This window comes from Altererythrobacter rubellus, assembly GCF_030284385.1.
GTDB lineage: Bacteria > Pseudomonadota > Alphaproteobacteria > Sphingomonadales > Sphingomonadaceae > Erythrobacter > Erythrobacter rubellus.
Genome location: NZ_CP127221.1, coordinates 2,175,001 through 2,198,527, shown reverse-complemented (window position 1 = coordinate 2,198,527; position 23,527 = coordinate 2,175,001). Strand labels below are relative to the sequence as shown.

At 57.8% G+C, this 23,527-nt stretch carries 25 protein-coding genes and 1 tRNA gene; 11 read left to right on the top strand and 15 right to left on the bottom strand.

Annotated features, from left to right (window positions below):
• Positions 1-30: 30 nt before the first annotated feature.
• From QQX03_RS11010 to QQX03_RS11000, 3 genes are all read right to left on the bottom strand, one after another.
• Entirely contained in the window at positions 31-690 is a 660-nt protein-coding gene (locus QQX03_RS11010; RefSeq protein ID WP_285975763.1) for an aquaporin, read from the bottom strand.
• Positions 687-1,268, bottom strand: coding sequence for an arsenate reductase ArsC (locus QQX03_RS11005; RefSeq protein ID WP_432762826.1), 582 nt, complete (start codon positions 1,266-1,268; stop codon positions 687-689). Before QQX03_RS11005 ends, QQX03_RS11010 begins: the two co-directional genes overlap by 4 nt.
• A 209-nt stretch (positions 1,269-1,477) precedes the next feature.
• A tRNA-Ser gene (locus QQX03_RS11000) sits at positions 1,478-1,568 on the bottom strand.
• 248 nt (positions 1,569-1,816) lie between these two features.
• On the opposite strand from QQX03_RS11000, the gene QQX03_RS10995 reads away from it, so the two are divergent.
• Together QQX03_RS10995 and QQX03_RS10990 are read left to right on the top strand one after the other, a co-directional pair.
• Positions 1,817-2,647: a DUF1134 domain-containing protein gene (locus QQX03_RS10995; protein WP_285975762.1), complete on the top strand. Its 831-nt coding sequence runs from the start codon at positions 1,817-1,819 to the stop codon at positions 2,645-2,647.
• A 100-nt stretch (positions 2,648-2,747) separates the two neighbouring features.
• The gene (locus tag QQX03_RS10990) at positions 2,748-3,923 is read left to right on the top strand and encodes an amino acid aminotransferase (RefSeq protein WP_285977016.1); all 1,176 of its coding nucleotides are present in this window, start codon (positions 2,748-2,750) and stop codon (positions 3,921-3,923) included.
• 401 nt (positions 3,924-4,324) lie between these two features.
• Here the strand turns inward: QQX03_RS10990 and QQX03_RS10985 are convergent, their stop codons facing one another.
• Genes QQX03_RS10985 through QQX03_RS10960 form a run of 6 tightly spaced genes read right to left on the bottom strand, consistent with a single transcriptional unit; the run spans position 4,325 to position 8,101 of the window.
• Positions 4,325-4,942 (bottom strand): riboflavin synthase, encoded by a 618-nt coding sequence (locus tag QQX03_RS10985; protein ID WP_285975761.1) that lies wholly within the window; start codon positions 4,940-4,942, stop codon positions 4,325-4,327.
• Positions 4,943-4,958: 16 nt separating this feature from the next.
• Positions 4,959-5,900, bottom strand: a complete 942-nt coding sequence (ribD, locus tag QQX03_RS10980; protein WP_285977015.1) for a bifunctional diaminohydroxyphosphoribosylaminopyrimidine deaminase/5-amino-6-(5-phosphoribosylamino)uracil reductase RibD — start codon at positions 5,898-5,900, stop codon at positions 4,959-4,961.
• 24 nt (positions 5,901-5,924) lie between these two features.
• Entirely contained in the window at positions 5,925-6,401 is a 477-nt protein-coding gene (locus QQX03_RS10975; protein ID WP_285975760.1) for a hypothetical protein, read from the bottom strand.
• Positions 6,402-6,447: 46 nt separating this feature from the next.
• The gene (locus QQX03_RS10970) at positions 6,448-7,170 is read right to left on the bottom strand and encodes a M48 family metallopeptidase (protein WP_285975759.1); all 723 of its coding nucleotides are present in this window, start codon (positions 7,168-7,170) and stop codon (positions 6,448-6,450) included.
• A complete protein-coding gene (locus QQX03_RS10965; RefSeq protein ID WP_285975758.1) occupies positions 7,167-7,610 on the bottom strand; it encodes a YcgN family cysteine cluster protein in 444 nt (147 codons plus the stop codon). Before QQX03_RS10965 ends, QQX03_RS10970 begins: the two co-directional genes overlap by 4 nt.
• Positions 7,598-8,101 (bottom strand): SCO family protein, encoded by a 504-nt coding sequence (locus QQX03_RS10960; protein WP_349665842.1) that lies wholly within the window; start codon positions 8,099-8,101, stop codon positions 7,598-7,600. Before QQX03_RS10960 ends, QQX03_RS10965 begins: the two co-directional genes overlap by 13 nt.
• Before the next feature lie 187 nt (positions 8,102-8,288).
• On the opposite strand from QQX03_RS10960, the gene QQX03_RS10955 reads away from it, so the two are divergent.
• From QQX03_RS10955 to ssb, 3 genes are all read left to right on the top strand, one after another.
• A complete protein-coding gene (locus QQX03_RS10955; protein ID WP_285975757.1) occupies positions 8,289-8,909 on the top strand; it encodes an ankyrin repeat domain-containing protein in 621 nt (206 codons plus the stop codon).
• 16 nt (positions 8,910-8,925) lie between these two features.
• On the top strand, positions 8,926-9,585 hold the full coding sequence (locus tag QQX03_RS10950) for a COQ9 family protein (RefSeq protein WP_285975756.1): 660 nt from the start codon (positions 8,926-8,928) through the stop codon (positions 9,583-9,585).
• A 98-nt stretch (positions 9,586-9,683) separates the two neighbouring features.
• Positions 9,684-10,181 (top strand): single-stranded DNA-binding protein, encoded by a 498-nt coding sequence (ssb, locus tag QQX03_RS10945; RefSeq protein WP_285975755.1) that lies wholly within the window; start codon positions 9,684-9,686, stop codon positions 10,179-10,181.
• A 19-nt stretch (positions 10,182-10,200) separates the two neighbouring features.
• On the opposite strand, the gene QQX03_RS10940 is transcribed toward ssb, so the two are convergent.
• The 3 genes from QQX03_RS10940 to QQX03_RS10930 all read right to left on the bottom strand — a co-directional run bounded on the left by QQX03_RS10940 (position 10,201) and on the right by QQX03_RS10930 (position 12,015).
• Positions 10,201-10,890, bottom strand: coding sequence for a hypothetical protein (locus tag QQX03_RS10940; RefSeq protein WP_285975754.1), 690 nt, complete (start codon positions 10,888-10,890; stop codon positions 10,201-10,203).
• Positions 10,891-10,963: 73 nt separating this feature from the next.
• Positions 10,964-11,491: a YceD family protein gene (locus QQX03_RS10935; RefSeq protein WP_285975753.1), complete on the bottom strand. Its 528-nt coding sequence runs from the start codon at positions 11,489-11,491 to the stop codon at positions 10,964-10,966.
• Positions 11,488-12,015, bottom strand: a complete 528-nt coding sequence (locus QQX03_RS10930; protein ID WP_285975752.1) for a ubiquinol-cytochrome C chaperone family protein — start codon at positions 12,013-12,015, stop codon at positions 11,488-11,490. The genes QQX03_RS10935 and QQX03_RS10930 overlap by 4 nt, the downstream gene beginning before the upstream one ends.
• Positions 12,016-12,157: 142 nt before the next feature.
• Here QQX03_RS10930 and QQX03_RS10925 point away from each other — a divergent pair, with 142 nt between their 5' ends.
• The 5 genes from QQX03_RS10925 to QQX03_RS10905 all read left to right on the top strand — a co-directional run bounded on the left by QQX03_RS10925 (position 12,158) and on the right by QQX03_RS10905 (position 15,472).
• Positions 12,158-12,658, top strand: coding sequence for an outer membrane protein assembly factor BamE (locus QQX03_RS10925; protein WP_432762825.1), 501 nt, complete (start codon positions 12,158-12,160; stop codon positions 12,656-12,658).
• Between the two features lie 57 nt (positions 12,659-12,715).
• Positions 12,716-13,276 carry an ATP-dependent protease subunit HslV gene (gene hslV, locus QQX03_RS10920; protein WP_285975751.1) on the top strand — a complete coding sequence of 187 codons (561 nt, stop codon included), beginning with the start codon at positions 12,716-12,718 and terminating at the stop codon, positions 13,274-13,276.
• Between the two features lie 5 nt (positions 13,277-13,281).
• Positions 13,282-14,583: an ATP-dependent protease ATPase subunit HslU gene (hslU, locus tag QQX03_RS10915; RefSeq protein ID WP_285975750.1), complete on the top strand. Its 1,302-nt coding sequence runs from the start codon at positions 13,282-13,284 to the stop codon at positions 14,581-14,583.
• On the top strand, positions 14,583-14,993 hold the full coding sequence (locus tag QQX03_RS10910) for an ACT domain-containing protein (RefSeq protein ID WP_285975749.1): 411 nt from the start codon (positions 14,583-14,585) through the stop codon (positions 14,991-14,993). The genes hslU and QQX03_RS10910 overlap by 1 nt, the downstream gene beginning before the upstream one ends.
• An 86-nt stretch (positions 14,994-15,079) precedes the next feature.
• Positions 15,080-15,472: a hypothetical protein gene (locus QQX03_RS10905; RefSeq protein ID WP_285975748.1), complete on the top strand. Its 393-nt coding sequence runs from the start codon at positions 15,080-15,082 to the stop codon at positions 15,470-15,472.
• Positions 15,473-15,539: 67 nt separating this feature from the next.
• Here the strand turns inward: QQX03_RS10905 and QQX03_RS10900 are convergent, their stop codons facing one another.
• Entirely contained in the window at positions 15,540-17,033 is a 1,494-nt protein-coding gene (locus QQX03_RS10900) for a SulP family inorganic anion transporter (protein WP_285975747.1), read from the bottom strand.
• A gap of 260 nt (positions 17,034-17,293) precedes the next feature.
• On the opposite strand from QQX03_RS10900, the gene QQX03_RS10895 reads away from it, so the two are divergent.
• On the top strand, positions 17,294-20,167 hold the full coding sequence (locus QQX03_RS10895) for a M16 family metallopeptidase (protein ID WP_285975746.1): 2,874 nt from the start codon (positions 17,294-17,296) through the stop codon (positions 20,165-20,167).
• A gap of 3 nt (positions 20,168-20,170) precedes the next feature.
• Here QQX03_RS10895 and QQX03_RS10890 read toward each other — a convergent pair whose 3' ends face one another.
• Positions 20,171-21,988 (bottom strand): ABCB family ABC transporter ATP-binding protein/permease, encoded by a 1,818-nt coding sequence (locus QQX03_RS10890; protein ID WP_285975745.1) that lies wholly within the window; start codon positions 21,986-21,988, stop codon positions 20,171-20,173.
• Positions 21,989-22,041: 53 nt separating this feature from the next.
• A complete protein-coding gene (locus QQX03_RS10885) occupies positions 22,042-23,031 on the bottom strand; it encodes a retroviral-like aspartic protease family protein (protein ID WP_285975744.1) in 990 nt (329 codons plus the stop codon).
• Positions 23,032-23,527: the final 496 nt, after the last annotated feature.

Below are 23,527 nucleotides of genomic sequence, written 5' to 3'. Positions count from 1 at the left end.
CTGTGTGACTTGTGCTGCGACAAAGCGAGATTAGCCCTCATCAAATAGCCAACGCGCGAGAACTACTGCACATATGGCCCCTGCCAATTGGGCTGCCACGAAAGCCGGTACGTCCACCGCGGCGATGCCAGCAAAGGTATCTGTGAGGCTCCTTGCGACAGTGATCGCAGGATTGGCGAAGCTTGTTGAAGAAGTGAACCAATAGGCAGCTGAAATGTACAACGCCACGGTTCCAGCAACCCACTCTTCTCTGAAACGAACAGTGCCCAGAATTGTGAGGATCAGGCCAAAGGTTGCGATACCTTCACCCAAGAGCTGCCCCACTCCGTTTCTAGGCTTGATACTTAGCTGTAGAACAGGAAGTTCGAACATGACATGCGCGCACCAGGCACCCAAAATTCCTAAAGTAAGCTGAGCCAAGACATAAAGCGCGGCTTCTCGCCAGGTCAGCTCCCTTCTAAGTGCGGCGGCAAAAGTAACTGCCGGGTTCATATGAGCGCCAGATATGGGCCCAAGAAAGGCGATTAGGACAAATAGGATCGCACCTGTCGCCAAAGTGTTGGCTAGCAGGGCAATAGCGTCATTCCCTTCAGACAAATTGGCAGCCATAATTCCTGAACCGATGACGCCAGCAAAAAGGAAAAACGCACCAATGCCTTCTGCGGCTAGACGGCGCCGAAGATCGCTCATGCTGCGCCCTCCATTTCGCCGATCCTGTCTAGTTCAGATTTAAATTCGGCTTCGCTCATGGTTTCAAACGGTAAGGCAAGAAATGCGTCAACGCGTGCCTTCAGCTGATCCCAAGTACACGCAAACGCCGCATCAATCTTCTCCGTGTCTCCAGCGACTGCTGCCGGATCGGCCAACCCCCAATGCGCTCTTACAGACTTGCCCGGAAACACTGGACATGTTTCACCAGCAGCGCTCCCGCACACAGTAATGACGATGTTGATTTTCGGCGCATCTGGGGTCGCAAATTCATCCCAGCTTTTTGAGCGCAAGCTGGATATGTCTACTTTCTGCTTTCGAAGAAGTCGGACAGCCCCTGGATTGATCGCACCCGCAGGCTTGCTGCCAGCGCTAAATGCCCGCACCCGGCCTTCGCCAAGGGTGTTGAACAAGACCTCGCCAAGGATGCTTCGAGCAGAGTTTCCGGTGCAGAGAACAAGCAAATTGATCATAACGAAAAGCCCGTAAACGCTGATTGTTTGAGTTGCATTACATTTTGGCCAAATGCGATGTCTGCTTTCCACCCCATTGTCGGACATTAAACGCGCTATTTTCCCTGTTAATTCCCTGAAAACAGGGAAACCGAACCGATCGCGTTCGGCGCAGAGACAGCCTCGCAAAACGCGGCCTGATATCGCCAGAGACGGCTCACGAATAGTCACCCAGATACAGTTTGAGCCTGAATTACTCGGACAGTTCGGTAGCTTAGAAATCCGCCCTGATGACGGAGACAAGTGTCGGGGGTGGGTGGCGGAGACGGAGGGATTCGAACCCTCGATACCCGTAGTAGGTATGGTTCCTTAGCAGGGAACTGGTTTCAGCCACTCACCCACGTCTCCGCAGCCACATGCCAGGCTGTCTACGGCATGCGAAGGGCGCGCTATAAAGGTGCAAATTGGCCGCTTCAACCCGTAGTTTCAAAAAAGCGCATTCAAACGTGTGATCGCGTTGCAGACTCGATTCACCGCATTTTCGATTCGGTTCACCGCCGCGCAATTGAGAAGTCTCCAGCATGGGTTCTGATGCAACTACCAAGGGCCCGCGCCTGCAATCGGTTTTCCGGGCATTTGACGGCTGGAGATGGACAATGACACGCACAATCATTCAACGATCCAAAGTTGCTGGAGCTGCGATACTGGCCAGCTTCGCGCTCGCGGCGAACCCGATTGCGGCGCAAGAATTGGAAGCAATCGATCCGGACAGCGAGTATACTTCTCCTGCCGCCACCGCGGGCGCGATCGACGGTGATCTGGCCGAAGCCGCCGCACCACGAGTTGCGGCTGCGCCTGTAGACAGTACGACCGGCAACGACCTGGTCGCATTCGGGTCTGATCCTGGCGCGCAAGAGGAAGTGAGCACCGACGCCGCGCAAACAACCGATGCTGCCAGCGCGAGTGCCGCCGAAGAGGCAGCGCCGACATTTGAAGGCAGCGAGACGACATACGGCGAGGACGATCTGATCGGAGCGGCCGAAGGCGTATTCGGCAAAGGCGCAGAAGGCCTGGCAGGAATGATCGAAGACCTGCTGCGCAAACAGGGCGAACCCAATGGTTATATCGTCGGGCGCGAAGGCGGCGGCGCATTGGTGGTTGGTGTTCGCTATGGCTCTGGCACACTTCATCACAAGATCGAGGGCAACAGGCCCGTCTATTGGACCGGACCGTCGATTGGACTCGATGCGGGCGCGAACGCGGGCAATACATTTGTGTTGGTCTACAATCTCTATGACACTGAAGATCTGTACGAGCGCTTCCCCGCAGGCGAAGGCCAAGCCTATTTCGTAGGCGGGATGCACGCGAGCTATATGCGCAAAGGCGATGTCGTGCTGATTCCGATCCGCGTGGGTGCGGGCCTGCGCCTAGGGGTGAACGCGGGCTACATGAAATTTTCTAAGAAGCAGCGCTGGCTGCCATTCTAAGTCTCAGCTCAAAAGAGCAGATCGCAAATATGTATGCATGAGGGCCGCAATAGGGATTTCGCTGTTGCGGCCTTTCGTAACTCGTTGCATGACGCATTCCATGCTTGAGAACCTTTCCCCGCAAGCGTCCGATGCGCTGCTCGCCCTGATAAAAATGTACGCTGCTGATGAGCGGCATGACAAGATCGACCTTGGCGTTGGTGTTTACCGCACGGGGCAGGGCGACACGCCCGTTTTCGCTGCAATCAAACAGGCCGAGCGCAAACTGGTCGAAACGCAGGACAGCAAGTCTTACCTTGGACCAGAAGGCGACATGGGCTTCGTCAATGGTTTGATGCCCTACATCTTCGGTGGCGATGCGACGATGGGCGGCCGTATCACCGGTATGCAAACGCCGGGCGGCACAGGCGCTGTCAGGCTTGCGGTCGCGCTCGCGCAGAAGGCTGGCGTGGATCGGTTGCACATCGGCAAGCCCAGCTGGCCCAACCACGCGCAGATCTTCAACGACATCTCGCTTGAGGCGCAATGGTTCGAGCATGCCCGCGCAGATGGCAGCGCCAACCTCGAGGCGGTTCTCGATACGATCAACAACGCAGGCCCGAATGACGCTGTGCTGCTCCACGGCGCGTGCCATAACCCGACTGGCATCGACTATTCGAACGAGGAATGGGACGCTATTGCCGAGGCATTTGCGACTAGCGGCACTTTCCCGATCATTGATCTGGCCTATCAGGGGCTGGGCCATGGTATGGAAGAGGATGCTTACGGCTTACGCAAGGTTCTGAACGCTGTGCCAGAGGCTTTCATCGCCTATAGCTGTGACAAGAACTTCGGCGTGTATCGCGATCGCGTGGGCGCGTTCTATGCGATGACGCGCGATGCGGATTCGCTGGAGACTGTATTTTCCAACGCCAATGCGCTGGCGCGCGCGGCCTGGTCTATGCCGCCTGACCATGGCGGTGCGACAATTCGTCTGATCCTGCGCGATCCCGATATGACTGCTGTCTGGCTCGACGAGCTGACACAAATGCGGGACCGTATGCGGCAAGTGCGCGCCTCGCTGGGCGATGCGGGGATGGCGGGCCATGTAGATTTCGTACCGATTTCCAAGCAGAACGGGCTGTTTTCTGTGTTGCCAGTAACGCCGGATCAGGTGAAGCAGCTGCGCGAAGAGCATGGCATTTACATGGCGGGTTCGGGCCGGGTGAACATTGCCGGGCTGCACATGGGCAATATCGAGAAGTTCGTGAACGCCGTAGCGGCGGTGACTTGCTGAGCGCTGCCTGATTTCGGCCTGCTGCGCCCGAGCCCAGAAGGCACTTTTGAAAACTGTGACTTTTCGCGGTTTGCCGAGGAAATCCGGCGTTCCAAACTACTGCGATGTGTGACTTTCAAAACGGGGGGTGTTTCGTCTGGAGGCTGTGGCATGCAGATGGGTTTTCGCGAATTCCGTCGCGTAGTTCAGGCCACAATTTCAGCGAGCAGCAAATCCTGACACGTAGTGGCTGCTTTGCCAGTGGCACTCCGGCGTGGTATTAAATGTGTAGGGCCGCGTTTTAAGCAACGAGCCCAGACTCTTGTCAGGGCGGTTGACCTCAAAGACAGGAGAGTAACCACATGAAGAAACCCGAACCTGACAATCCGTCTCGATGACCGCTTGTGGGTCGTTAGCGGACTTTAACTCGCCAGCGCCTGCATCCGCTTCAGATAGCGCGCCAGTACGTCAATCTCGAGATTGACCTGATCGCCCGCCTTCAATGCCCCAAGCGTCGTCACTTCGCCAGTATGTGGGATGATGTTGAGCATGAATGTGCAGCTGCCATCATCCTCGTCGCGGATTTCGTTGACCGTCAGCGACACGCCCTGAACGGTGATCGAGCCCTTGGGTGCGATAAATGGCGCGAGTTCCTTGGGGGCACGCACATCGACCCGCCAGCTGTCGCCTTCTTCCTCGGCGCGGGTCACTTCACCCACCGCATCGACATGGCCGGTGACAATATGTCCACCCAACTCATCGCCCATGCGTAAGGAGGGCTCGATATTGAGCTTCGCGCCTTCATTCCACATGGCGGCGACTGTGCAACTGGTGGTCTCGCCAGAGACATCGACATCAAACCATGCATCGCCTTTAGCTCCGCCGCGATCGACCACAGTCAGGCACACGCCCGAACATGCAATCGACGCGCCGATATCTATCCGCGCGGGGTCAAGCGGAGCAGCAATGCGCAAGCGCAGATCGCCGCGCTCTTCTGCCTGCGTGATCGTGCCAATGGCGGTTACGATACCGGTGAACATGGTTTGATTTCCCTTCTTACGCGCGGCTGTAAGCGGTGAAGGTGTCGCTGCCAAGCTGGCGTTTTTCGGTGGCGTACCATTCGCTTGATTGACACAGCGCCTGAGGGAGCAACTGCGCGGGTGCTTTCGTGCCAGAGCCAATCGTGATCGGCGCGGTGTAGATATGGAGCTTATCGACCAGTCCCGCGTCCATAAATGCCTGCGCGGCGCCTGCTCCGCCCTCGATATAGAGATACTGGATTTCGCTGAGTTCGCTGATCGCGTCTGGTGAGGCGAGGGCGCCTACGCCATCTGGCGCTGCGCCGCGGGTCAGCACGTAACGCTGCGGGCTGCGGTCCTCGATCCCCGGAAGCCGTACATCGAGTCTGGGCCCGTCTGCTTCCCATGTGCCTCGGCCCACCAGAATCGCATCCTGACGGGCACGCTGACCATGCACATGCGCGCGGGCAACTTCGCCGGTGATCCATTGGTCTTGCCCCGGCTCGCGCGCGATGAAACCGTCTTCGGACATGGCCAGCTTGAGCGTTAAGAAGGGGCGACCTTGTGTTTCGCGGGTCAAGAAACCCGCAAGGCTCGCCTTTGCATCAGGATGGTCGAGCACATCGACTGCGATCCCGGCCTCGCGTAATCGCGCAATCCCATTGCCCGATGTGCGCGGATCGGGATCGGTTACGCCGATCACCACATTTTCTGGCTGGGCTGCAACAATCAGATCGGAGCAGGATGGCCCGCGTTCGGACTGATGCGCGCAGGGCTCCAGCGTTACATAGATCGTCGCGCCTGCTGCACCGCCTTCGGGCATTTGTGCAAGCGCTGCAGCTTCGGCATGCGGCCTGCCGCCAACCTGTGTCCAACCGCGCGCCTGCACGGTTCCGTCTTTAACAATGATGCATGCGACTGCGGGGTTGGGACGGCTGAGCGGACGGGCACGCGCGGCCAATCGCGCAGCGCCAGCCATCCAGTCGCCATGTGAGCGCAATTCTTATTGGTCTCCGCCGCGCACGGCGGCATCGGCTGCGCCCGGCACAACACGGTTTTCCAGGACTTCGCGGCGCAGCGCTTCACGGGCCGCTTCTTCGCGGGCACGCTCGGCCGCGGCTTGTTCTTCCATCGCTTCGACGTTCATGCCGCTTGCGGCGCCCAACGCGCGATACATCTCGCGTTTGCGCTCTTCGATGGCCTCGATTTGAGCGCGGCGTTCATCCTGAACACGCTGGTTCTCGATATTGGAGGCGAGAATTTCCTCATCCGAACGGTTTTCATCCAGCGTGGTGATGTAAGTCACGTTCGGGCGATCGAGCGGCGCGATTCTGCTTTCGCCGCTTGCCCACAACAGGATCACGATAACCGGCAAACAAGACACAGCCACGATCAGCCAGCGATACTCCTGCGGTTGTTTGATATACTCCCACAGGTCAGCCGTGCCAGGGGCAGGATTGAAGCGTTTGAGAATGCTCATGCCGCTTTACATAGTGCCAGACGTGCGGCGATGCCAGTGGCAGGTTTCAGCCGAATTGAGCGTAGAGCGTGCGTCCGTGTTGTTTTAGCCAGGCATCTGCTGCTGAGATATCGCCTTCATAGAGATCGCCCAGCATCGCATGAAAGGCGAGGCTATGATCGAAATGCACCAGATGTGTCACCTCATGCGCGACCACGGATCGGCGGACAAAGTCCGGCGCTTGAATCAGCCGCCAATTTAGCCGGATGCGCTTTCTATCAGAGCAGCTGCCCCAGCGTCGCTGCGCGCGAGACAATGCGACTGGCACCGGCTCTAGCTGAGCCGCTTCGCAATAGGTCTGTGTATCCTGTTCGAATATTACCAATGCTTCGCGCTCCAGCCAACGCGCCAATCTGCGTTCCAGAGCATGGCGCGGACCGCCCAGAACAATCGCGTCATCCGCGCGGCTCGGCCGCCTTGGGGCGTCTTCGCTCCAGTCGATAGTGAGTTCCTTGCCGCGATACTGAATAATGCCGCCCGGCTTGGGTGCAGATCGCTGCGGTACTTTGGCCAGCTGGGAAGCGAGCCAGGCTTGCCGCGCATGGGCAAAGGCGATTGCCTCCTTGCCCCGCGCCCATTGCGGCAAAGTGATGTTGACCGCGCTGCCATCAGCGGCAAGGCGCAAGGTCAGCCGCCGCGCGCGGGGGTGGCGTTTCAGCACAATGGGTATGGTTCGGCCATCAAGTTCGATCTCCGGCTCGGTCATCTCCTTGCGTAGCCAATCGATCATCGCGCATTCCATTCAACGATATGATGCTCCAGTGGACCGGCATCATATTCGCTCACTACGCGGCCTGCGACAGAAACCCCTGCGTGCTTCACGGCATCACGGTCGCCCGAGATCAGATAGTGCCAGTCCGGCAGCTGCTGATCATCGGCTCGCAAGCGATAAGCGCATGTGCTGGGCAGCCAGGCGACATCATTCACGATCTTGAGCGTTAGCCGCAGACAATCAGGGACAAAGGCTTTGCGATTGCGGTAATCGGTGCATTGCGCGGTTCCGGTATCGAGAAGTTTGCACGCGACATTAGTGTCCGAAATCTCGCCAGTGTCTGAATCTTCGATCTTGTGCAGGCAGCACCGCCCGCAGCCATCGCACAGGGCTTCCCATTCTGCCCGAGAGAGCTCTGACAGCGGCCGCTCCCAGAATTGATCTCTCAGCTCACCCATTGCGCTAATTCTGCTGCGACAGCGTCAGCCCCTTGATCTGTGGGCAGTATCGCGATCGGTTCCCCATCGGGCCCGAACAGATAGACCACAGCTGAATGATCAACCAGATAACCGCCTCCGGGCGTATCATCGCCGCGCGAGTAAAACACAGCGAATTTGCGTGCTGCGTCCTCGATCTGCTCCGGCGTTCCGGTCAGCCCGACCAATCGCGGATGGAAGTTTGCGATAAATTGGCCAACGATTTCAGGGGTATCACGCTCTGGATCAACAGAGATGAATATTGGGGTGATCTTTGTTCCCAGCTCGGGCGCTGCCTGTTCAAACTTTGCCAGACCTTGAGAGAAACGCTGGACGTCCGTCGGGCAAATGTCTGGGCAATAGGTGAAGCCGAAATAGACGATCCGATATTGGCCGGCAAAGTCGGCCCAGTTGACGGTTGCACCATCTGATCCGGTTAATGCAAAGTCGCCGCCGATTGTTGCGCCCGCCAAGGGCGGGTCAATTGTGTCGACAGGCGCGGGATCGCAAGCGGTTAGCGCTAGGGAAGCTGCAGCCAGTGACAGCCATTTGCGGGAGAATTTATTGTGAAGCATGGTGAGTTGGTTCATCGTCTGCTAACCGGCCATTGTGAAGAGCCATGGATGTAGGTTCTGACAGGAAAATTGAAAGGATGACAGCGTGACGCGTGTCGTTATGCGCAAGATTGCAACTCTGGCGGCTTTGCTTGGCGTATTCGCCGCTGCCCCGGTTGCCGCGCAGATGTTCTCTGATGGGTATGAATTCCTGAAAGCGGTCGACGACCGTGACGGCGATGCTGTTACGGCGATGCTCGACGAGCCGGGCACAACCATCATCAATACCCGTGATCTCACCAGTGGCGAGACTGGTCTCCATATCGTTACCAAGCGGCGCGATGAATTGTGGATCCGTTTCCTGACTCAGCGCGGTGCAAACCCCAATGTGCGCGACAAGAAAGGTGTCACACCGATCCAGATTGCGGTGACAATGGGTTTCATCGAAGGTGTGGAGCGCTTGATCAAAGCCGGCGCTGATATCGAAGTGGCTGATAGCGCCGGCGAAACGCCGCTGATTGTTGCCGTACATCGCCGTGACATTCCGATGATCCGCCTGCTGCTTGCCAACAAGGCAAACCCGGATCGGGCGGACAATTCGGGCCGGACTGCGCGCGATTATGCGGAACTAATGACGGCCAACACCGCTGTACTAACGGAATTCGAACGGGCTGATGCAGCGAGAGAGAGTTCTGGCTCTCAAGAGAATTACGGACCCAGCTTTTAAATATGTGCTTCTGATCATGACTGACTACGCCGATATGACGCTGGATGAGCTGCGGCTCGCGCTCGCGCCCAGTATTGCCGAATCCGCCATCTTCGATGGCTGGACGCAGGCGGCGCTGGAAAATGTGGCGGAGATGGTCGGCGCTGATCTGGATGTTGCCCAACTGGCCTATCCCGGCGGAGTGATGGACATGATCGAGGCGTGGATAGACACGGTCGATCTGGCGATGGCTGAGGAGCTGACGCCTGAAAAACTTGGCGCGATGAAGATCCGCGAACGGATTCGTGTATTGGTGCAGTTCCGTCTGGACGCAGCGCAAGGCCTGGAAGAGGCTGTGCGCCGCGCGATGGCAGTGATGGCACAGCCGCAAAATGCGCCGCGCGGGCTCAAGATGGGGTGGCGCAGTGCGGACATCATGTGGCGGCTCGCAGGCGATACTGCGACTGATTACAATCACTATACCAAGCGGGCGATCTTGGCCGGGATTTACAGCGCGACGCTGGCGGTATTCATCGATGATGAAAGCGAAGACAAACAAGCGACCAAGGCATTCCTCGAGCGCCGGATTGAAGGTGTGATGAAATTCGAGAAAGTGAAGGCGAAATTCCTGAACAGCGATCGCGAGACTTTCAGCGTCACGCGTTTTCTGGGGCGACTGCGCTACCCGTCGCGGTAATTTCGCTTCGTTCACAAAAAACCTGTAGTTGGCGCTAGCCGCCATTCCGCGCATATCCTACCGATAGATCGAATCGAATCTTACGAAGGAAATGCACAATGGCGGGCTCGCTCAACAAGGTAATGCTGATCGGAAATCTCGGGGCTGATCCGGAAATTCGCAGCTTCCAGAATGGCGGAAAGGTCGCCAATCTGCGCATCGCCACTAGCGAGACGTGGAAAGATCGCAGCACTGGCGAACGGCAGGAACGTACCGAGTGGCACACTGTCGCGATTTTCTCCGAAGGCCTCATCAATGTGGTGGAGAATTACCTCAAGAAGGGCAGCAAGGTCTATGTCGAAGGCCAGCTTCAGACCCGGAAGTGGCAGGATCAGCAGGGCAATGACCGCTACAGCACTGAAGTGGTGCTGCGCGGATACAATGGTACCCTGACCATGCTCGACGGTGCTGGCGGCAATCGCTCAAGCGGTGGTGGCTATGGCGGAGGCCAGAGCGGCGGCGGCTTCGGCGGCGGCAACCAGGGCGGCGGCTCAGGCGTTCAGGGCGCTGGCGGTGGTTCCAACTATGACGATTTGGACGACGATATCCCGTTTTGATTGATTACGGGCCTTCGGCCTAGCCATAGATCGCCTCGGCAAATAGTGCCCAACCTTCTGACCGACCGACGATGAAACTCAGCGGTGCGCCGCCAGCGGCGACCACGAGGCCGAGCATGCTGGCCCAATGAGGTTTCCCGCGTGCGCGCCAAACGTATATCAGGAACGTCCCTGCAATTGCTAGCGCGGCAACTCCCGGCAGCGGCTCAAATCCTATCGCCAGGCCCAGTCTCGCAGTGGCTGGCGGCAGCATCATCAAACCGGCAAGCACCATCAACCGTTTGTGTGCTGCACCGTTCTTGCGGTTCAATAAAGCCAGCACATAGAAGACTAAAAATCCGAGCAGATCCATGCTCGGGAAGATCGTAGATCCAGCTGGCGTCATGCCGCCGATCGAACTTGTCGGGTTAGCAAATGCGCCTCGAACTACAAGGTAACCGGTCACGATCATCAGCAGGACCAGTGCCACACTCATCTGCCCCATTCTCTTGTGCAGATCATATTCCGAAGTGTAGATCAATCGGGCTTGCGAGGCGGTCAGCAAGTACCAGCCGAGCAATGTGATGCCATGGAATGCTACCAAAGGCGAAGGTGGAAATGGAAATTCAGCCAGGTACATGGCGGAAGCGCCGAAACCCACAAATATGAAAACGATCATCACCACGGTGATGTTGAAAAAGAATCGCTCTGCGCGCGGATTTGCCGTCATTGATACCCCCAACAATGTCGACCCATGGCGGGTTTAATGGGGAGCAGTATCAGATGCAAATGCGGTAGCGAATTCAGTCCTTCTTCAACGACTTCAATGCTTCAGCCAACGGGCCGGAAGGTTCATCATCGCTGCTGATACCTGCTGCCTTGCGTGCAGCATCGGCATTCGGTCCCTCGGCATAGGGATCAATCGCAAGGCCAAGTGATTGGGCAACAGCCTCGCCGAGATCAAAGGTTATGCCTGAATATTCGATTTCGTCGAGATCATCGGCAGCCAATTCGATCTCGATTTCATCTGCGTCATTGGGCTCTGGCTCGAATTCCTCGACAAAGCTGAATGCAAGTGGCTCCTCAATCTTGGTCACAAAGTCCTCGCGCGAGATCGCGCATACTTGCGTGATCCGCGCCTTGAGCGTGCCGGTCGCGCGGATCGTCTTCGCGCGCTGTTCCAGCTCTATCGTTGCATGAAGATCATCGACGCTGGTGAGCGAGAAGCGCTCAGCCAGCACGGCTCGCTCTGCCTCGCTCGCTTCGATGACAACCGGATCGGCGGGTAGTGCGCGGACTTTGATCGGACGGGAAAGTTCGCTTTCGCTCATGCCGATTCGCCTAGTCCGAAATCCGCGACAATCAGCGCGTCTGCATCCATCCTGGCAAGATGATCGTGCAGGTTTTGCAGCTTGCCTGCGACGCAGGCCGGCGAGCCATCTTCAGTGAAAGTCACATTGCGGGTGATAGCTGCCTCCAGCCTTGCGGCATCCCCTTCGGTCAGGGCAGGGCGATATGCGCCCAGCCGCCCGCCAAGCGAACTCATCAGCTTGCCGACATGCTTGCCGACGACAACATCATTGATTCCGAATTCGCGCAATTGCCCGTCCATATCTTCGACAAACAGTTCGCACAGAAGCGCGCTTTGCTGGTGACTGTCTGCGGCCTCCATACGCACAACCACTACGCTTAGCACAGCGGTGATCATGTCAAACCGCCCGGCGACAGTGTCAGCCACTTTGCAATCCGCATACCAGCTTGGGTCACGCGTCAGCTCGACAACCTTGTGCCAAAGCGGGCGAACCACGTCCCGCGGATCTTTCTGCGTGCCGAGCAGCTTGGAAAGGAATGACATGGGTTTTGGGCGCTCCGTAAGTTTGGCGTTCAGCCAGAATTCAATTCGCTATGCCCAGAGGCGTTGAAACGCGGCGTTGCAAGCCGCGCGCCATCGCCGTAAGGCTCTTGGCCGAGATATAGTGATGCTCGCCGCGCGGACAATGCGTAGCAAGCGAATGCAGATAAGGTTTGCGGTTCGAATGATCCACGCGAAAGCTTTCAAAATTGGTCTGATTGCAACTCTGGCGCTTGCGATGGCGGGGTGTACTTCCATCCGTCAATCGCGCGGCTATGTGGTTGACGCTTTGCTGGTCGATGCAATTCAGCCTGGCATCGACAACCAGCGTTCGGTGGAAATGACAATGGGCCGCCCAAGCTTCTCCAGCCAGTATGGCGCGCCGACCTGGTATTATATTTCCAGTGTCACCGGGCAACGCGCCATGAGCAGTCCCAAAATCCGCTCGCATAGCGTGCTTGCGATACAGTTCGATGACGCTGGCAAGGTTGTCAGCACCGATCGAAGCGGAATTGACAGCGTGGCGTTCCTTTTGCCTGACGGTGATGAAACGCCAACATTGGGCCGCGAGCGCGGCTTCCTGGAAGACCTGTTCGGCAATATCGGCACAGTCGGCGCACCTGGGGCTGGTGGCGCCCCGCAATAAAGCGTTTGCGGGCCCGGCCCGCTTGACCGGCGGCACTTCACCCCCATATCTCGCTGCATGAACGATAAAGCGGCGAGCCACGGCCTGATCCAGTGGCACGGCACCACCATTGTCGGCGTGAAACGCGGCGATCAAACTGTGATCGCGGGCGATGGTCAGGTTTCCATGGGCAACACGGTGATGAAGCCCAATGCGCGCAAGGTTCGCCGCATTGGTGAAGGCGGCAAGGTGATTGCCGGCTTTGCAGGTGCAACGGCGGATGCCTTCACTCTGTTCGAGCGGCTTGAAAAGAAGCTGGAAGCACATTCTGGCCAATTGCTGCGCGCAGCGGTCGAGCTGGCAAAGGATTGGCGCACCGATAAATATTTGCGCAATCTGGAAGCGCTGATGATCGTTGCTGACAAGGATGTGCTGCTGGTGCTGACTGGCAATGGCGACGTGTTGGAGCCGGAAGGCGGGATCACAGCCATCGGTTCAGGGGGCAATTATGCGCTGGCGGCGGCGCGCGCGCTCGCTGACTATGAAGAAGATGCCGAAGTGATTGCACGCAAGGCGATGCAAGTCGCGGCAGATATCTGTGTGTTCACGAATGGCAATGTGACTGTCGAGAAGATCTGACTGAAATGATTGAATCACTCACTCCGAAGGCGATTGTCGCCGCGCTCGACGAGCATATTATCGGCCAGAAAGACGCCAAGCGCGCGGTCGCTGTGGCGCTGCGCAATCGTTGGCGCCGGCAAAAACTCAATCGCGAACTCCGCGATGAAGTGACGCCAAAGAACATCCTGATGATCGGCCCGACCGGCTGCGGCAAGACAGAAATAAGCCGCCGTCTAGCCAAGCTTGCGCAAGCGCCCTTTATCAAGATCGAAGCGACCAAGTTCACCGAAGTTGGGTATGTCGGTCGCGACGTTGAACAGATCGCGCGCGACCTGGTCGAAGAAGCGATCCGGCTTGAGAAAGAACGCCGCCGCGATGCAGTGCGCGAAGCCGCCAGTGAAGCGGCGATGGAACGCTTGCTCAACGCGCTTTGCGGAGAAAACGCATCTGAAGCGACCCGCGAAGCATTCCGTGAGCGCGTCGTGCAAGACGCTATGAACGATGTCGAAGTCGAGATCGACATCTCCGAAGCGCCACAAATGCCGTTCGACATGGGCAATATGGGCGGCAATGTCGGAATGATTGATCTGTCTGACATGTTCGGCAAGGCGATGGGCAAGAAGCCGACAAAGCGCCGCAAATTGAAGGTGCCTGATGCCTGGGACCGGCTGGTGGACGAGGAAGCGGACAAGCGACTTGACCAAGATGACGTGAACCAGGCCGCAATTGCCAATGCCGAAACCAACGGGATCGTATTCCTCGACGAGATTGACAAGATTGCGGTGAGTGATGTGCGCGGCGGCTCGGTCAGCCGCGAAGGCGTTCAACGCGATCTGCTTCCGCTGATCGAAGGTACAACGGTCAGCACGAAATACGGCCCGATGAAGACGGACCATGTGCTGTTTATCGCATCGGGCGCGTTTCACGTGGCCAAACCGTCTGACATGCTGCCCGAATTGCAAGGCCGCTTACCGATTCGGGTTGAGCTGCGCGCGCTGACTGAAGAGGATTTCGTGCGGATCCTCTCAGAGACCCGCGCCAATCTGGTCGAGCAATATCGGGCTCTGTTGGGCACAGAGAAAGTCACGCTCGATTTCACCGAGGATGCAATCAGCGAAGTCGCCAAGATTGCTGCACAAGTGAACGAAAGCGTCGAGAATATTGGCGCGCGGCGCTTGCAGACGGTGATGGAACGGTTGCTCGAAGAAATCAGCTTCGAAGCCGAAAATCACGCTGACGAGACCATAAAGATCGACGCTGCCTATGTGCGAGATCGACTTGCGGATCTCGCTGGCGATAGCGATCTCAGCAAATACATCCTGTGATGAGAGAACCGGTATCTGACCGGGATGAGATGGTTGCGCAAATGGCGCTGCTGCTCGACGATCAAGCCTACTGCTTTCTGTTCATCTCGCCGGAAATGGCGCCAACTGCGCTCTGTTCAGCGATCGGGACATTTCGCGAGGACGAAGGCGTGACGGCTATCGTACCCGAAGGCGTGGCGCGCGAACTGGGCGACGAAAGTTCAGCCTTCGCGCGGATTACGCTGCGGGTGCATTCCGCGCTCGAGGGGGTAGGGCTGACAGCAGCCGTTTCCGGCGCGCTCGCTGACGCGGGGATCGCGTGCAACATGGTCGCAGCATTCCATCATGATCATGTTTTTGTTCCGGCTGAGCGGGCTGAGGAAGCGCTCTATACTCTCAAGAATCTGCAAGCTGAAAGACGTCCGGATTGATTCGTTCGCTGGCGCATTAGACCGGTTAAGTTGCCCACCAGCCATACCAATGCTAACCGAGGGCCCTTGAAAGAGGGGGAATATACATGAAAGCATATCTCGCACTAAGCGCGGCACTCGCTTTCGCAGCCTGCTCGCCTGCCGCCGACACCGAAGCCGAAGTGCCGGTTGATGAAGTTGCCGCTTACGACGGCAGCGTGGCTCCCGGAGACTATTCCGTCGACGATGGTGAAGGTACATCACCATTTTCGATCGATGCGGATGGAAATTGGAACGGTGTCGATGATGAGGGCAATCCCAATGAAGGCACCTCTGAAATTGTCGACGAGAAGATTTGTTTCACCACGGCTGGCGACGATGTAGCGCGCTGTTGGCTTAATGAGGCACCCGGCGAAGATGGAAGCTTCACTTCGACTAGTGACGAAGGCGAAACGGTAACGGTTACGCCGATCGCAGCTGAGGCTGAATCTGAAGGGTAACTGTTCGCTTTACGGAATGAAAAGGGCGGCTCGAGAGCCGCCCTTTTTGTTTCGATCAAGTGCTTCTTCAAGGATGCGGAGCGAGTCCAATTTCCACGCCGGTCTTATCTGTCAGCGCGAACTTGTCGAACAGGTCAGTGCTTGCCCGGTTAAGCCCACGCACTTGCACGCTTCGACCGTTTCGCCGCATACGCTCTACAACCTTGTCCAGCGCACCGATGGCCGAGATGTCCCAGAAATGTGCCTTCCGGACATCGATGATGACATGGTCAGCCGGATCAGACTGGGTGCTTTCCGGGCCGAGCGCCGCTTCGAACCGATCGACGCTGGCGAAGAAGATCTGGCCCTTGGCGCGGTAGATCGCGGTGTCTCCATCGCGTTCGCGAACCACCTCGAACATGGTCATCACTTTGTGAGTGAAGAAGACGCCTGAAAGGATTACACCTCCGAGCACGCCGAGCGCTAGGTTATGCGTGGTCACAACTGTCACAACCGTTGCCAGCATCACGACAGAGGACTGCCATGGGTGCTTGCCCAGGTTGGGAATTGAGTTCCATGAGAACGTGCCGATCGAGACCATGATCATGATCGCCACCAGTGCAGGCATCGGAACTTGTCCCACCCACGACCCAAGCGCTGCCAGTAGCACCAGCAGTGTAACACCAGCCGTCAGTGACGAAAGCCTGCCGCGCCCGCCGCTGGTGACGTTGATGACAGATTGGCCGATCATCGCACAACCGCCCATGCCGCCGAAGAATCCGGTGACGACGTTGGCAATACCCTGTCCTGCGCTTTCGCGGCGCTTGTCGCTGCCGGTGTGCGTCATGTCATCCACGATCTGAGCGGTGAGCAGGCTTTCAAGCAAGCCAACCGCTGCCATGGTTGCGGCATAAGGGGCGATGATGCGCAGTGTATCCCATGTCAGCGGAACATCGGGAAGCGCAAAGAACGGTAGCCCTTCGGGCAATTCACCCATGTCGCTGACCGTGTTGACCGGCGCATCGAGCCAGATCGACAACGCGCTCAAAACGATGATCGCGATCAGCGGGCTCGGAATGGCTGTTGTGACCTTGGGGATGAGGTAGATCATGGCAAGGCCTACGATGACCATTGCATAGGTCTCCCAGCTCACGCCGATCAGCTGCGGCAATTGCGCCATGAATATCAGGATTGCGAGCGCGTTTACGAAGCCCGTGATCACAGAACGGCTGACGAATTGCATCAGCAGATTGAGCCGCAACAGCGCGGCGACGCCCTGAAAGACACCCATCAAAATGGTCGCGGCGAAGAGGTATTCCACGCCGTGGTCGCGCACCAGTGGAACGACAACTACAGCGACGGCTGCGGTCGCTGCGGAAATCATGCCCGGACGCCCGCCGGTGAACGCAATGACGATTGCAATCGTGACAGAGGCGTAAAGGCCGACACGCGGGTCAACGCCGGCGATAATTGAAAAGCCGATCGCTTCCGGGATAAGGGCCAAAGCGACAACAATCCCGGCGAGGATATCGGCGCGCACATTGGAGAACGAGTCGCGGCGGATCGCGGCGGCATCAAACATAGAAAATTCCCGAATTCGGATTTTTTGGAAGGCGCCGGCAATTCGCGGCGCTTATCTTGAATGCCCGCCTTTGGCCTATTGTGCAGTGCAGCACAACCCCGTGGGAGCCAAAATTGGTATGCACGCCGTGGCACAAATTAAAGCCGCACATCGATATTGATGGGCCGTTCGCAGGACAAACACGGTTCTACGGTTGATCTGGAACCTGCTGGCTGTTCAAAGCATTATGGGTACTAATATCGAAACTCAGGGGCCGACATATGATCAGAAAAGCATTGCTTCTTGGCGCGGCAGCAGCTGCAATCGCTGCTACGACTCCGGCATTGGCTGACGGGCACGCGCATAGCGAAACAATGCAGGCGCAGCTGTCTGCTCCCGAAATCGAATACACCATGTGGACGCTCGATAATGGACTGGACGTTATCGCCCTGCCGGATTCGGGGACGAGCACGGTCACGACATCGCTGTGGTACGACATTGGCTCGAAGCTTGATCCCGAAGGGCGCAGCGGTTTTGCGCATCTGTTCGAGCATATCCTCAGCCGCAAGACCGAGAACATGCCTTACAACATGATCTACGGGCTGACTGCGGATATCGGCGGCACACGTAACGCGTCGAATTGGGTCGATCGCACCAATTATTACGAGATTGTCCCTGCCCAGTATTTGGAAACCATGCTGTGGACCCACCGTGAACGCATGGCGAAGGTTGTGGTTGATGACGAAGTGTTTGAAACCGAACGCGGGGTTGTGAAGGAAGAACTGCGCCAGCGAGTGCTCGCGCCGCCCTATGGCCGCCTGCAGCGTTTTGTCCTGGCAGAAAACGCGTTCGATATCATGCCGCATCGCCGCCCCGGCATTGGCAGTATCGAGGATCTGGACGGCGCCACGCTGGATGACGCACGCGCATTCTACGAGGCTTACTACGGGCCCGACACGGCCACGCTGATTGTAGCGGGCAATTTCGAACTCGCTCGGCTTCGCAGCCTGGTAGACCAATACTTCGCTGACATTCCCCCGCGCGCGAACCCGGTTGATCTTGCCATTACCCAGCGCGAACCTGAACGCACGCAACCGCGTGTGGTCAATGCAACCGCGCCCAATGTGCCGCTTCCGGTCGTAGGTGCGGTTTGGAAAGGCCCGCCAACAACGGATCCAGACGCTGCGGCGCTGGAAATGCTCGAAGCGCTTCTGGTGCGCGGCGACAATAACCGTTTGGATAGCGCGCTCGTCCGCAGCGGGCAGGCGGTCCAGGCCGCGGCCAATGTCCAACTGTTCCGTGAGGCGGGACAAATTTCGGCCTATGCGGTGGTTTCCAATCCGGAAGCTATGGATCAGGCGAGCGCCACTTTGGACGCTGCGTTGGAGCGCATCCGCACTCAGCCGGTGAGCGAGGCCGAACTGGCCGAAGCGCGCAATGAAATCATTGCCAGCACTCTGCGCCGCCGGGAAACTGCGCGCGGACGGGCGTTCGAGCTAGGCGAAGCATTGGTTTCAAGTGGTGATCCCGACTTTGCCGATACGCGCCTCAATCAACTGCTGGAAGTGACCGCGGATGATGTCATGCGGGTGGCGGCGAAATACCTCGATCCACAAAAACGCGTAGCGTTCACCTATACCGCGGGAGATGATGATCCATCGACCTATGCCAACCCGGTACCAATGCCCGAATATCGGACATTGCCCGCAGCGGCGGGTGAGATTCGCCAAGTCCTGCCAGAGGATCAACGCATGGCGCCTCCCGGACCGGGCGATGTGCCAGTTGTTGCTGCGCTTGAGATCGTCGAGGGCACGCTATCGAATGGCATTAAGGTGGTCGCTGTACAAACCGGAGACGTACCTATCGCTACCGTTACCATGTTGGTGCCCGGCGGCAGCAAGACTGATCCGCGCGCCAAGGCAGGTGTCGCGCAGATGGCAGCCGGGCTGGCGGACAAAGGCATCGAAGGGATGGACGAAGTTGCCATCGCTGCCCGGTTTGAAAGTCTGGGTGCGAGTTTCGGCGGCGGCGCAGGCAGCGACGGTACCAGCTTCAGCCTGACAGCGCCGGTTGCAACGCTTGCCGACGCCGGAGCACTAGCTGCGCAGATCATTCGCGGGGCAACCTATCCCGAAGACGCCTTCCAGCGCGAACGCAAACGCGCGGCGGATGGTTTGCAGGTTTCGCTGAAAGACCCGGGCAGCCTGTCGCGCTACGTCGTGCGGATCGCGATGTATGGCGATGCGCCCTACGGCTCACAGCCGGGCGGTACTACTGAGAGCCTGGCAGCGATTACCCGTTATGATCTGATCGCGCACCGCGCCTCTTATTTCCATCCCGATGCCATGCAAATCGTGGTCAGCGGTGGGATCAATCCCGAGCAGGCTATTTCTGTGACTGAGCAAATGTTCGGCGACTGGGTTGTCGCAACCCCGCCGGGTTCAGTTCCGCACGAGGCAGCGGGTGAAGACCAGCCGGTCCGAACGATTGTGATTGATATGCCTGACGCAGGCCAAGCTGCGGTGGTTGCAGCAGTGCGGGCTCCCGCACGCCAGAGCGAGGATTTTTTCCCGCTAGAATTGGCGAACAGCGTGCTTGGGGGCGGGTCGAGCGCGCGCTTATTTGAAGAGATTCGCACCAAGCGCTCACTTAGCTACGGCGCATATTCGGGCTTTGCCGATCGCGCGGACGAATCAATTCTAACCGCGAGTGCGCAGACCAAAAATGAAACCGCCGATGAAGTGGCGCAGATATTCTTTGATGAATTTGAACGGCTGGGCAGTGAACCATTGAGCGATGACTTGCTGAACAAACGTCGGCTTTACATGTCAGGCAACTTCGCCCGGGCGCTCGAATCGAGCGGCGGGTTCAACTCTATCGTTTCAACGCTGCAGCAGCAGGGGCTTGAACCTGCCGAAGCGCTCAAATTTGCAGAGCGGCTGGATGCGGTCGATAGCGAAGCGGCGACCCTTGCGGCCCGCACCTATGTCGATCCGGCCAAGGCGACCTTGGTTATCGTAGGTGATGCATCGCGATTCCTGGACGATCTGAAAGAGATCCTCCCCGATGTGGAAGTGATTGCGGCAGATGACGTGGATCTGTCTCTGGCTTCCTTGCGGAAGGTGGCAGACGAAGCGAGTACTGAGGCAGAGTAGGCTTTACTCTGCCGCCTGGCTCTCTTGTTCGCGCTCGGCCAACTGGCGCGTCCACATATCGGCATATAAGCCGTCCGCGGCGAGCAAATCGCGATGGCGGCCAGCCTCTGCGAGTTTGCCCTGATCCAGCACCAGGATGCGGTCAGCATCGGCAATGGTCGAAAGGCGGTGTGCGATAGCGATCGTGGTGCGGCCTTTGGCAACGCGCTTGAGCGTTGACAGGATGTCTTGCTCGGTCCGGCTGTCCAGCGCGCTGGTCGCTTCGTCCAGCAGCAGGATCGGAGGGTTCTTCACCAGCGTGCGCGCAATCGTAACGCGCTGTTTTTCACCGCCGGAAAGCTTGAGGCCGCGCTCGCCCACTTCGGTGCCAAAGCCATCGGGCAATTGCTCGACAAACGGCAGGATAGAGGCATCGCGCGCAGCGGCAACCACATCTTCGTCGCGCGCGCCGCCGCTGCCATATGCTATGTTGTAGCCGATCGTGTCGTTGAACAGCACGCTGTCTTGCGGAACGATGCCGATTGCGGCGCGCAAGCTTTCCTGCGTGACCCCGGCGATATCCTGACCATCAATAAGGATGCGTCCGGCCTGGGTATCATAAAAGCGGAACAGAAGGCGTGCGATCGTGCTTTTGCCTGCACCTGAAGGGCCGACAATCGCGACGGTCGAACCCGCCGGAACTTCAAAACTCAGATTGTTGAGGATCTGCCGCTCAGGCTCATAGCCAAAGCTGACGTGATCGAATGTTATGTGCGGGCGATTGATGAGAAGGGCGGGCGCACCTGGCTTGTCCTGCACTTCCACATTGGTGTCCATCAGTTTGAACATCTCACCCATGTCAACCAAGCCCTGGCGGATAGAGCGATACACGAACCCGAGTAGGTCGAGCGGGCGGAAGAGCTGAAGCAGATAAGTGTTCACCAGCACCAGATCGCCAACTGTGAGGCGGCCTTGGCTCCAGCCCCAAACAGTCAGCGCCATTGCGCCCGCCATCAGGGTATTGGTTATGAGCGACTGGCTGATGTTCAGGATGGCTAGCGAATTCTCGCTCTTGATCGCCGCTTCGGCATAGGCGCCGGCTGCCGCGCTGTAGCGTTCCTCTTCACGGGTTTCCGCGCCGAAGTACTTGACCGTTTCGTAATTGAGCAGCGAATCCACCGCGCGATCAAGCGCTTTGCCATCAAGGTCATTCATCTCGCGGCGCAGTTTTGTGCGCCACTCGGTGATCCAACGTGTCACTGAGATATAAGCGACAACCGTAATGCTGGTTGCCGCGACCAACTCCCACCCGAAATTGATATAGAAGATAATGCCAACCGCGATCAGTTCGATGGCAGTAGGGGCGATATTGAAGAGCAGGAAGTAAAGCATCGTGTCTATGCTCTTCGTGCCGCGTTCAATCGTCTTGGTGACTTCGCCCGTGCGCCGACCCAGATGGAATCGTAGGCTCAGGCGGTGCAAACGCCGGAATACATCCTGCGCTAGATTGAAGGTGGCGACCTGGCCGACCCGCTCGAACGCTATATTGCGCAGGTTATCGAATGCGACGCTTGTGAAGCGACCCAGCCCGTAGGCAAGGACCAGCGCGAGAGCGACCATCGCCGCCTCATTGCTCGGCACAGTCATCGCATCGACTGCATATTTATATGCAAACGGCAGGGATAGTACGACCGCTTTCGCCGTAAGCACAAATCCCATCGCAGCGATAATGCGTCCCCGAAGCGATGGATTATCGCGCGGCCAAAGGTAAGGAAGGAAGCGTCTTAGCGTGAGCCAGCCATCAGCTTCGAGCGGGCGATTGTCTGCGGTATCTGGCGGCATTGCCTGACCCATGTGGGGGAGTGCGCGCGGTAGCGCAAGCTTGCAGCGGGTCTCTACTGGTCTAGGCGGGTGGCGTGATTGCCTTCGTAACGTGTGCGGGCTCTGCGCGGCACGTCGAACAGGATCTGCCGCTTGGCAAAATCAATCGCGACACGGTCAAACAGACGCAAATGCTGCATGCCCAATGACAAGACCGGCTTGTCTTGCAAGCCAAGCGCCTCGAACGCGGGCGTATCGGCGAATGTGATTGGCACGTTCGATACTTCTAGACCCTGAAACTCGATGCTGCGGGCATACGAAAGGTCGCTTAAGATAGAGGCGCCATTGACGTCGGTCGTCTTGACTTCCTGCGCGCGCTTGGCGCTGATCCGGCGTTGCAGAGCAAGGTTGCCCATGCTGGCCTGAGCCCCAGTGTCGACGATCACTGTTGCACGCACCCCTTCTATCAATGCGTCTGTAATCAGAAGCTGCCCCAGTTTGCTACGCGCACGGACGACGATCTCGAAACCTCGACGACCGAGATCCTCGTCAGCGTCAGCCATTGCGATCGTTTCTTCGCGAAAATCGATCAGGACGCGAAAGTCCTGCAAGGCATCCAGCCCAATAATACCATCTGCGCCGACATGGCGATGTTGGAGCACTGGTGCGGCAATATTGTGCAAAGTACGATCGGCCACTTCGAACCGGTCGAGTTCGACAAGATCAACTATCCGTCGGCTCGCCATGCCAACCACCATTGCTTCGCCGGCAGGGGGAAGAATGACGCCGCGCATAACGCGGTCTGTCACTGCGGTGGCCTGCGCCCCGGTGTCGATCATGAAGTTGTATGGGCCAGCCCCGTCAATCTTCACAGGTATCGTATAGCGCAAGTTGCTGTCTTCATCGAGCGGGAGGATCGCGGTGCGCGGATCAGTCAGATCTGGCAGAAGGGGAGTCGTCGCAATGGGCGTTCGCTTTTGCGCATCGTCTGCGACTTGCGTAAGCGGTAATGCGGCTGCGGCAAGTCCCGCGGTTGCAAATGCGGTCCAGATAATATGCGACATGTCTTTCTCCCAGAAAGCACATCTACCAGACAAAGGTCCCGGGCCCAAGTTCTGAACGAGTGAAGGGGGGGGAATCGAGTCGATCAACTGCGCATCAACTTGGATTCGCAAAGCGATTCCCAGCCAGAGTCACTGGATTCAGTGTAACAGGCAGCGATGAATCGTCGGGAATCAGGACTGCAACCGGATCTAACCTTGCAATTGTGCGTCACGACCCCACTTAGGTGTAGGAAAAATGGCCGTAAAAATGGCGGAAATCTGCGGTTATTTCGCTAGTGTGAAATAAAATTGCAAAAAGGCGTTGACCCGACTCAATGCCCCCCATATATGGCCTCTCACCGACGCGGCGCTGACGGTTTCACCGCCCACCAAGTTGGTCGCCAGACACAGACGGATAGCCGGTCCCCCGGTGGAAGAATCGGGGCCCCATTGCTGTCCGCCTTTTGTTGTCTGGTTGGCTCTTTGACATCGTTAGTTTTTGATGAAGGGACATGTG

What these genes read in the sequence shown, in the direction of transcription:
- QQX03_RS10940 (WP_285975754.1), bottom strand. Translation starts at nt 10,890, where the DNA reads ATGACGGCAAATCCGCGCGCAGAGCGATTCTTTTTCAACATCACCGTG.
- QQX03_RS10895 (WP_285975746.1), top strand. Translation starts at nt 17,294, where the DNA reads ATGATCAGAAAAGCATTGCTTCTTGGCGCGGCAGCAGCTGCAATCGCT.
- ribD (WP_285977015.1), bottom strand. Translation starts at nt 5,900, where the DNA reads ATGGCTGGCGCTGCGCGATTGGCCGCGCGTGCCCGTCCGCTCAGCCGT.
- QQX03_RS10900 (WP_285975747.1), bottom strand. Translation starts at nt 17,033, where the DNA reads ATGTTTGATGCCGCCGCGATCCGCCGCGACTCGTTCTCCAATGTGCGC.
- QQX03_RS10990 (WP_285977016.1), top strand. Translation starts at nt 2,748, where the DNA reads ATGCTTGAGAACCTTTCCCCGCAAGCGTCCGATGCGCTGCTCGCCCTG.
- QQX03_RS10935 (WP_285975753.1), bottom strand. Translation starts at nt 11,491, where the DNA reads ATGAGCGAAAGCGAACTTTCCCGTCCGATCAAAGTCCGCGCACTACCC.
- hslU (WP_285975750.1), top strand. Translation starts at nt 13,282, where the DNA reads ATGATTGAATCACTCACTCCGAAGGCGATTGTCGCCGCGCTCGACGAG.
- QQX03_RS10995 (WP_285975762.1), top strand. Translation starts at nt 1,817, where the DNA reads ATGACACGCACAATCATTCAACGATCCAAAGTTGCTGGAGCTGCGATA.
- QQX03_RS10910 (WP_285975749.1), top strand. Translation starts at nt 14,583, where the DNA reads ATGAGAGAACCGGTATCTGACCGGGATGAGATGGTTGCGCAAATGGCG.
- hslV (WP_285975751.1), top strand. Translation starts at nt 12,716, where the DNA reads ATGAACGATAAAGCGGCGAGCCACGGCCTGATCCAGTGGCACGGCACC.
- QQX03_RS10950 (WP_285975756.1), top strand. Translation starts at nt 8,926, where the DNA reads ATGACTGACTACGCCGATATGACGCTGGATGAGCTGCGGCTCGCGCTC.
- QQX03_RS10885 (WP_285975744.1), bottom strand. Translation starts at nt 23,031, where the DNA reads ATGTCGCATATTATCTGGACCGCATTTGCAACCGCGGGACTTGCCGCA.
- QQX03_RS10970 (WP_285975759.1), bottom strand. Translation starts at nt 7,170, where the DNA reads ATGATCGATTGGCTACGCAAGGAGATGACCGAGCCGGAGATCGAACTT.
- QQX03_RS11005 (WP_432762826.1), bottom strand. Translation starts at nt 1,268, where the DNA reads ATGTCCGACAATGGGGTGGAAAGCAGACATCGCATTTGGCCAAAATGT.
- QQX03_RS10890 (WP_285975745.1), bottom strand. Translation starts at nt 21,988, where the DNA reads ATGCCGCCAGATACCGCAGACAATCGCCCGCTCGAAGCTGATGGCTGG.
- QQX03_RS10965 (WP_285975758.1), bottom strand. Translation starts at nt 7,610, where the DNA reads ATGGGTGAGCTGAGAGATCAATTCTGGGAGCGGCCGCTGTCAGAGCTC.
- QQX03_RS10985 (WP_285975761.1), bottom strand. Translation starts at nt 4,942, where the DNA reads ATGTTCACCGGTATCGTAACCGCCATTGGCACGATCACGCAGGCAGAA.
- QQX03_RS10930 (WP_285975752.1), bottom strand. Translation starts at nt 12,015, where the DNA reads ATGTCATTCCTTTCCAAGCTGCTCGGCACGCAGAAAGATCCGCGGGAC.
- QQX03_RS11010 (WP_285975763.1), bottom strand. Translation starts at nt 690, where the DNA reads ATGAGCGATCTTCGGCGCCGTCTAGCCGCAGAAGGCATTGGTGCGTTT.
- QQX03_RS10975 (WP_285975760.1), bottom strand. Translation starts at nt 6,401, where the DNA reads ATGAGCATTCTCAAACGCTTCAATCCTGCCCCTGGCACGGCTGACCTG.
- ssb (WP_285975755.1), top strand. Translation starts at nt 9,684, where the DNA reads ATGGCGGGCTCGCTCAACAAGGTAATGCTGATCGGAAATCTCGGGGCT.
- QQX03_RS10925 (WP_432762825.1), top strand. Translation starts at nt 12,158, where the DNA reads ATGCGTAGCAAGCGAATGCAGATAAGGTTTGCGGTTCGAATGATCCAC.
- QQX03_RS10905 (WP_285975748.1), top strand. Translation starts at nt 15,080, where the DNA reads ATGAAAGCATATCTCGCACTAAGCGCGGCACTCGCTTTCGCAGCCTGC.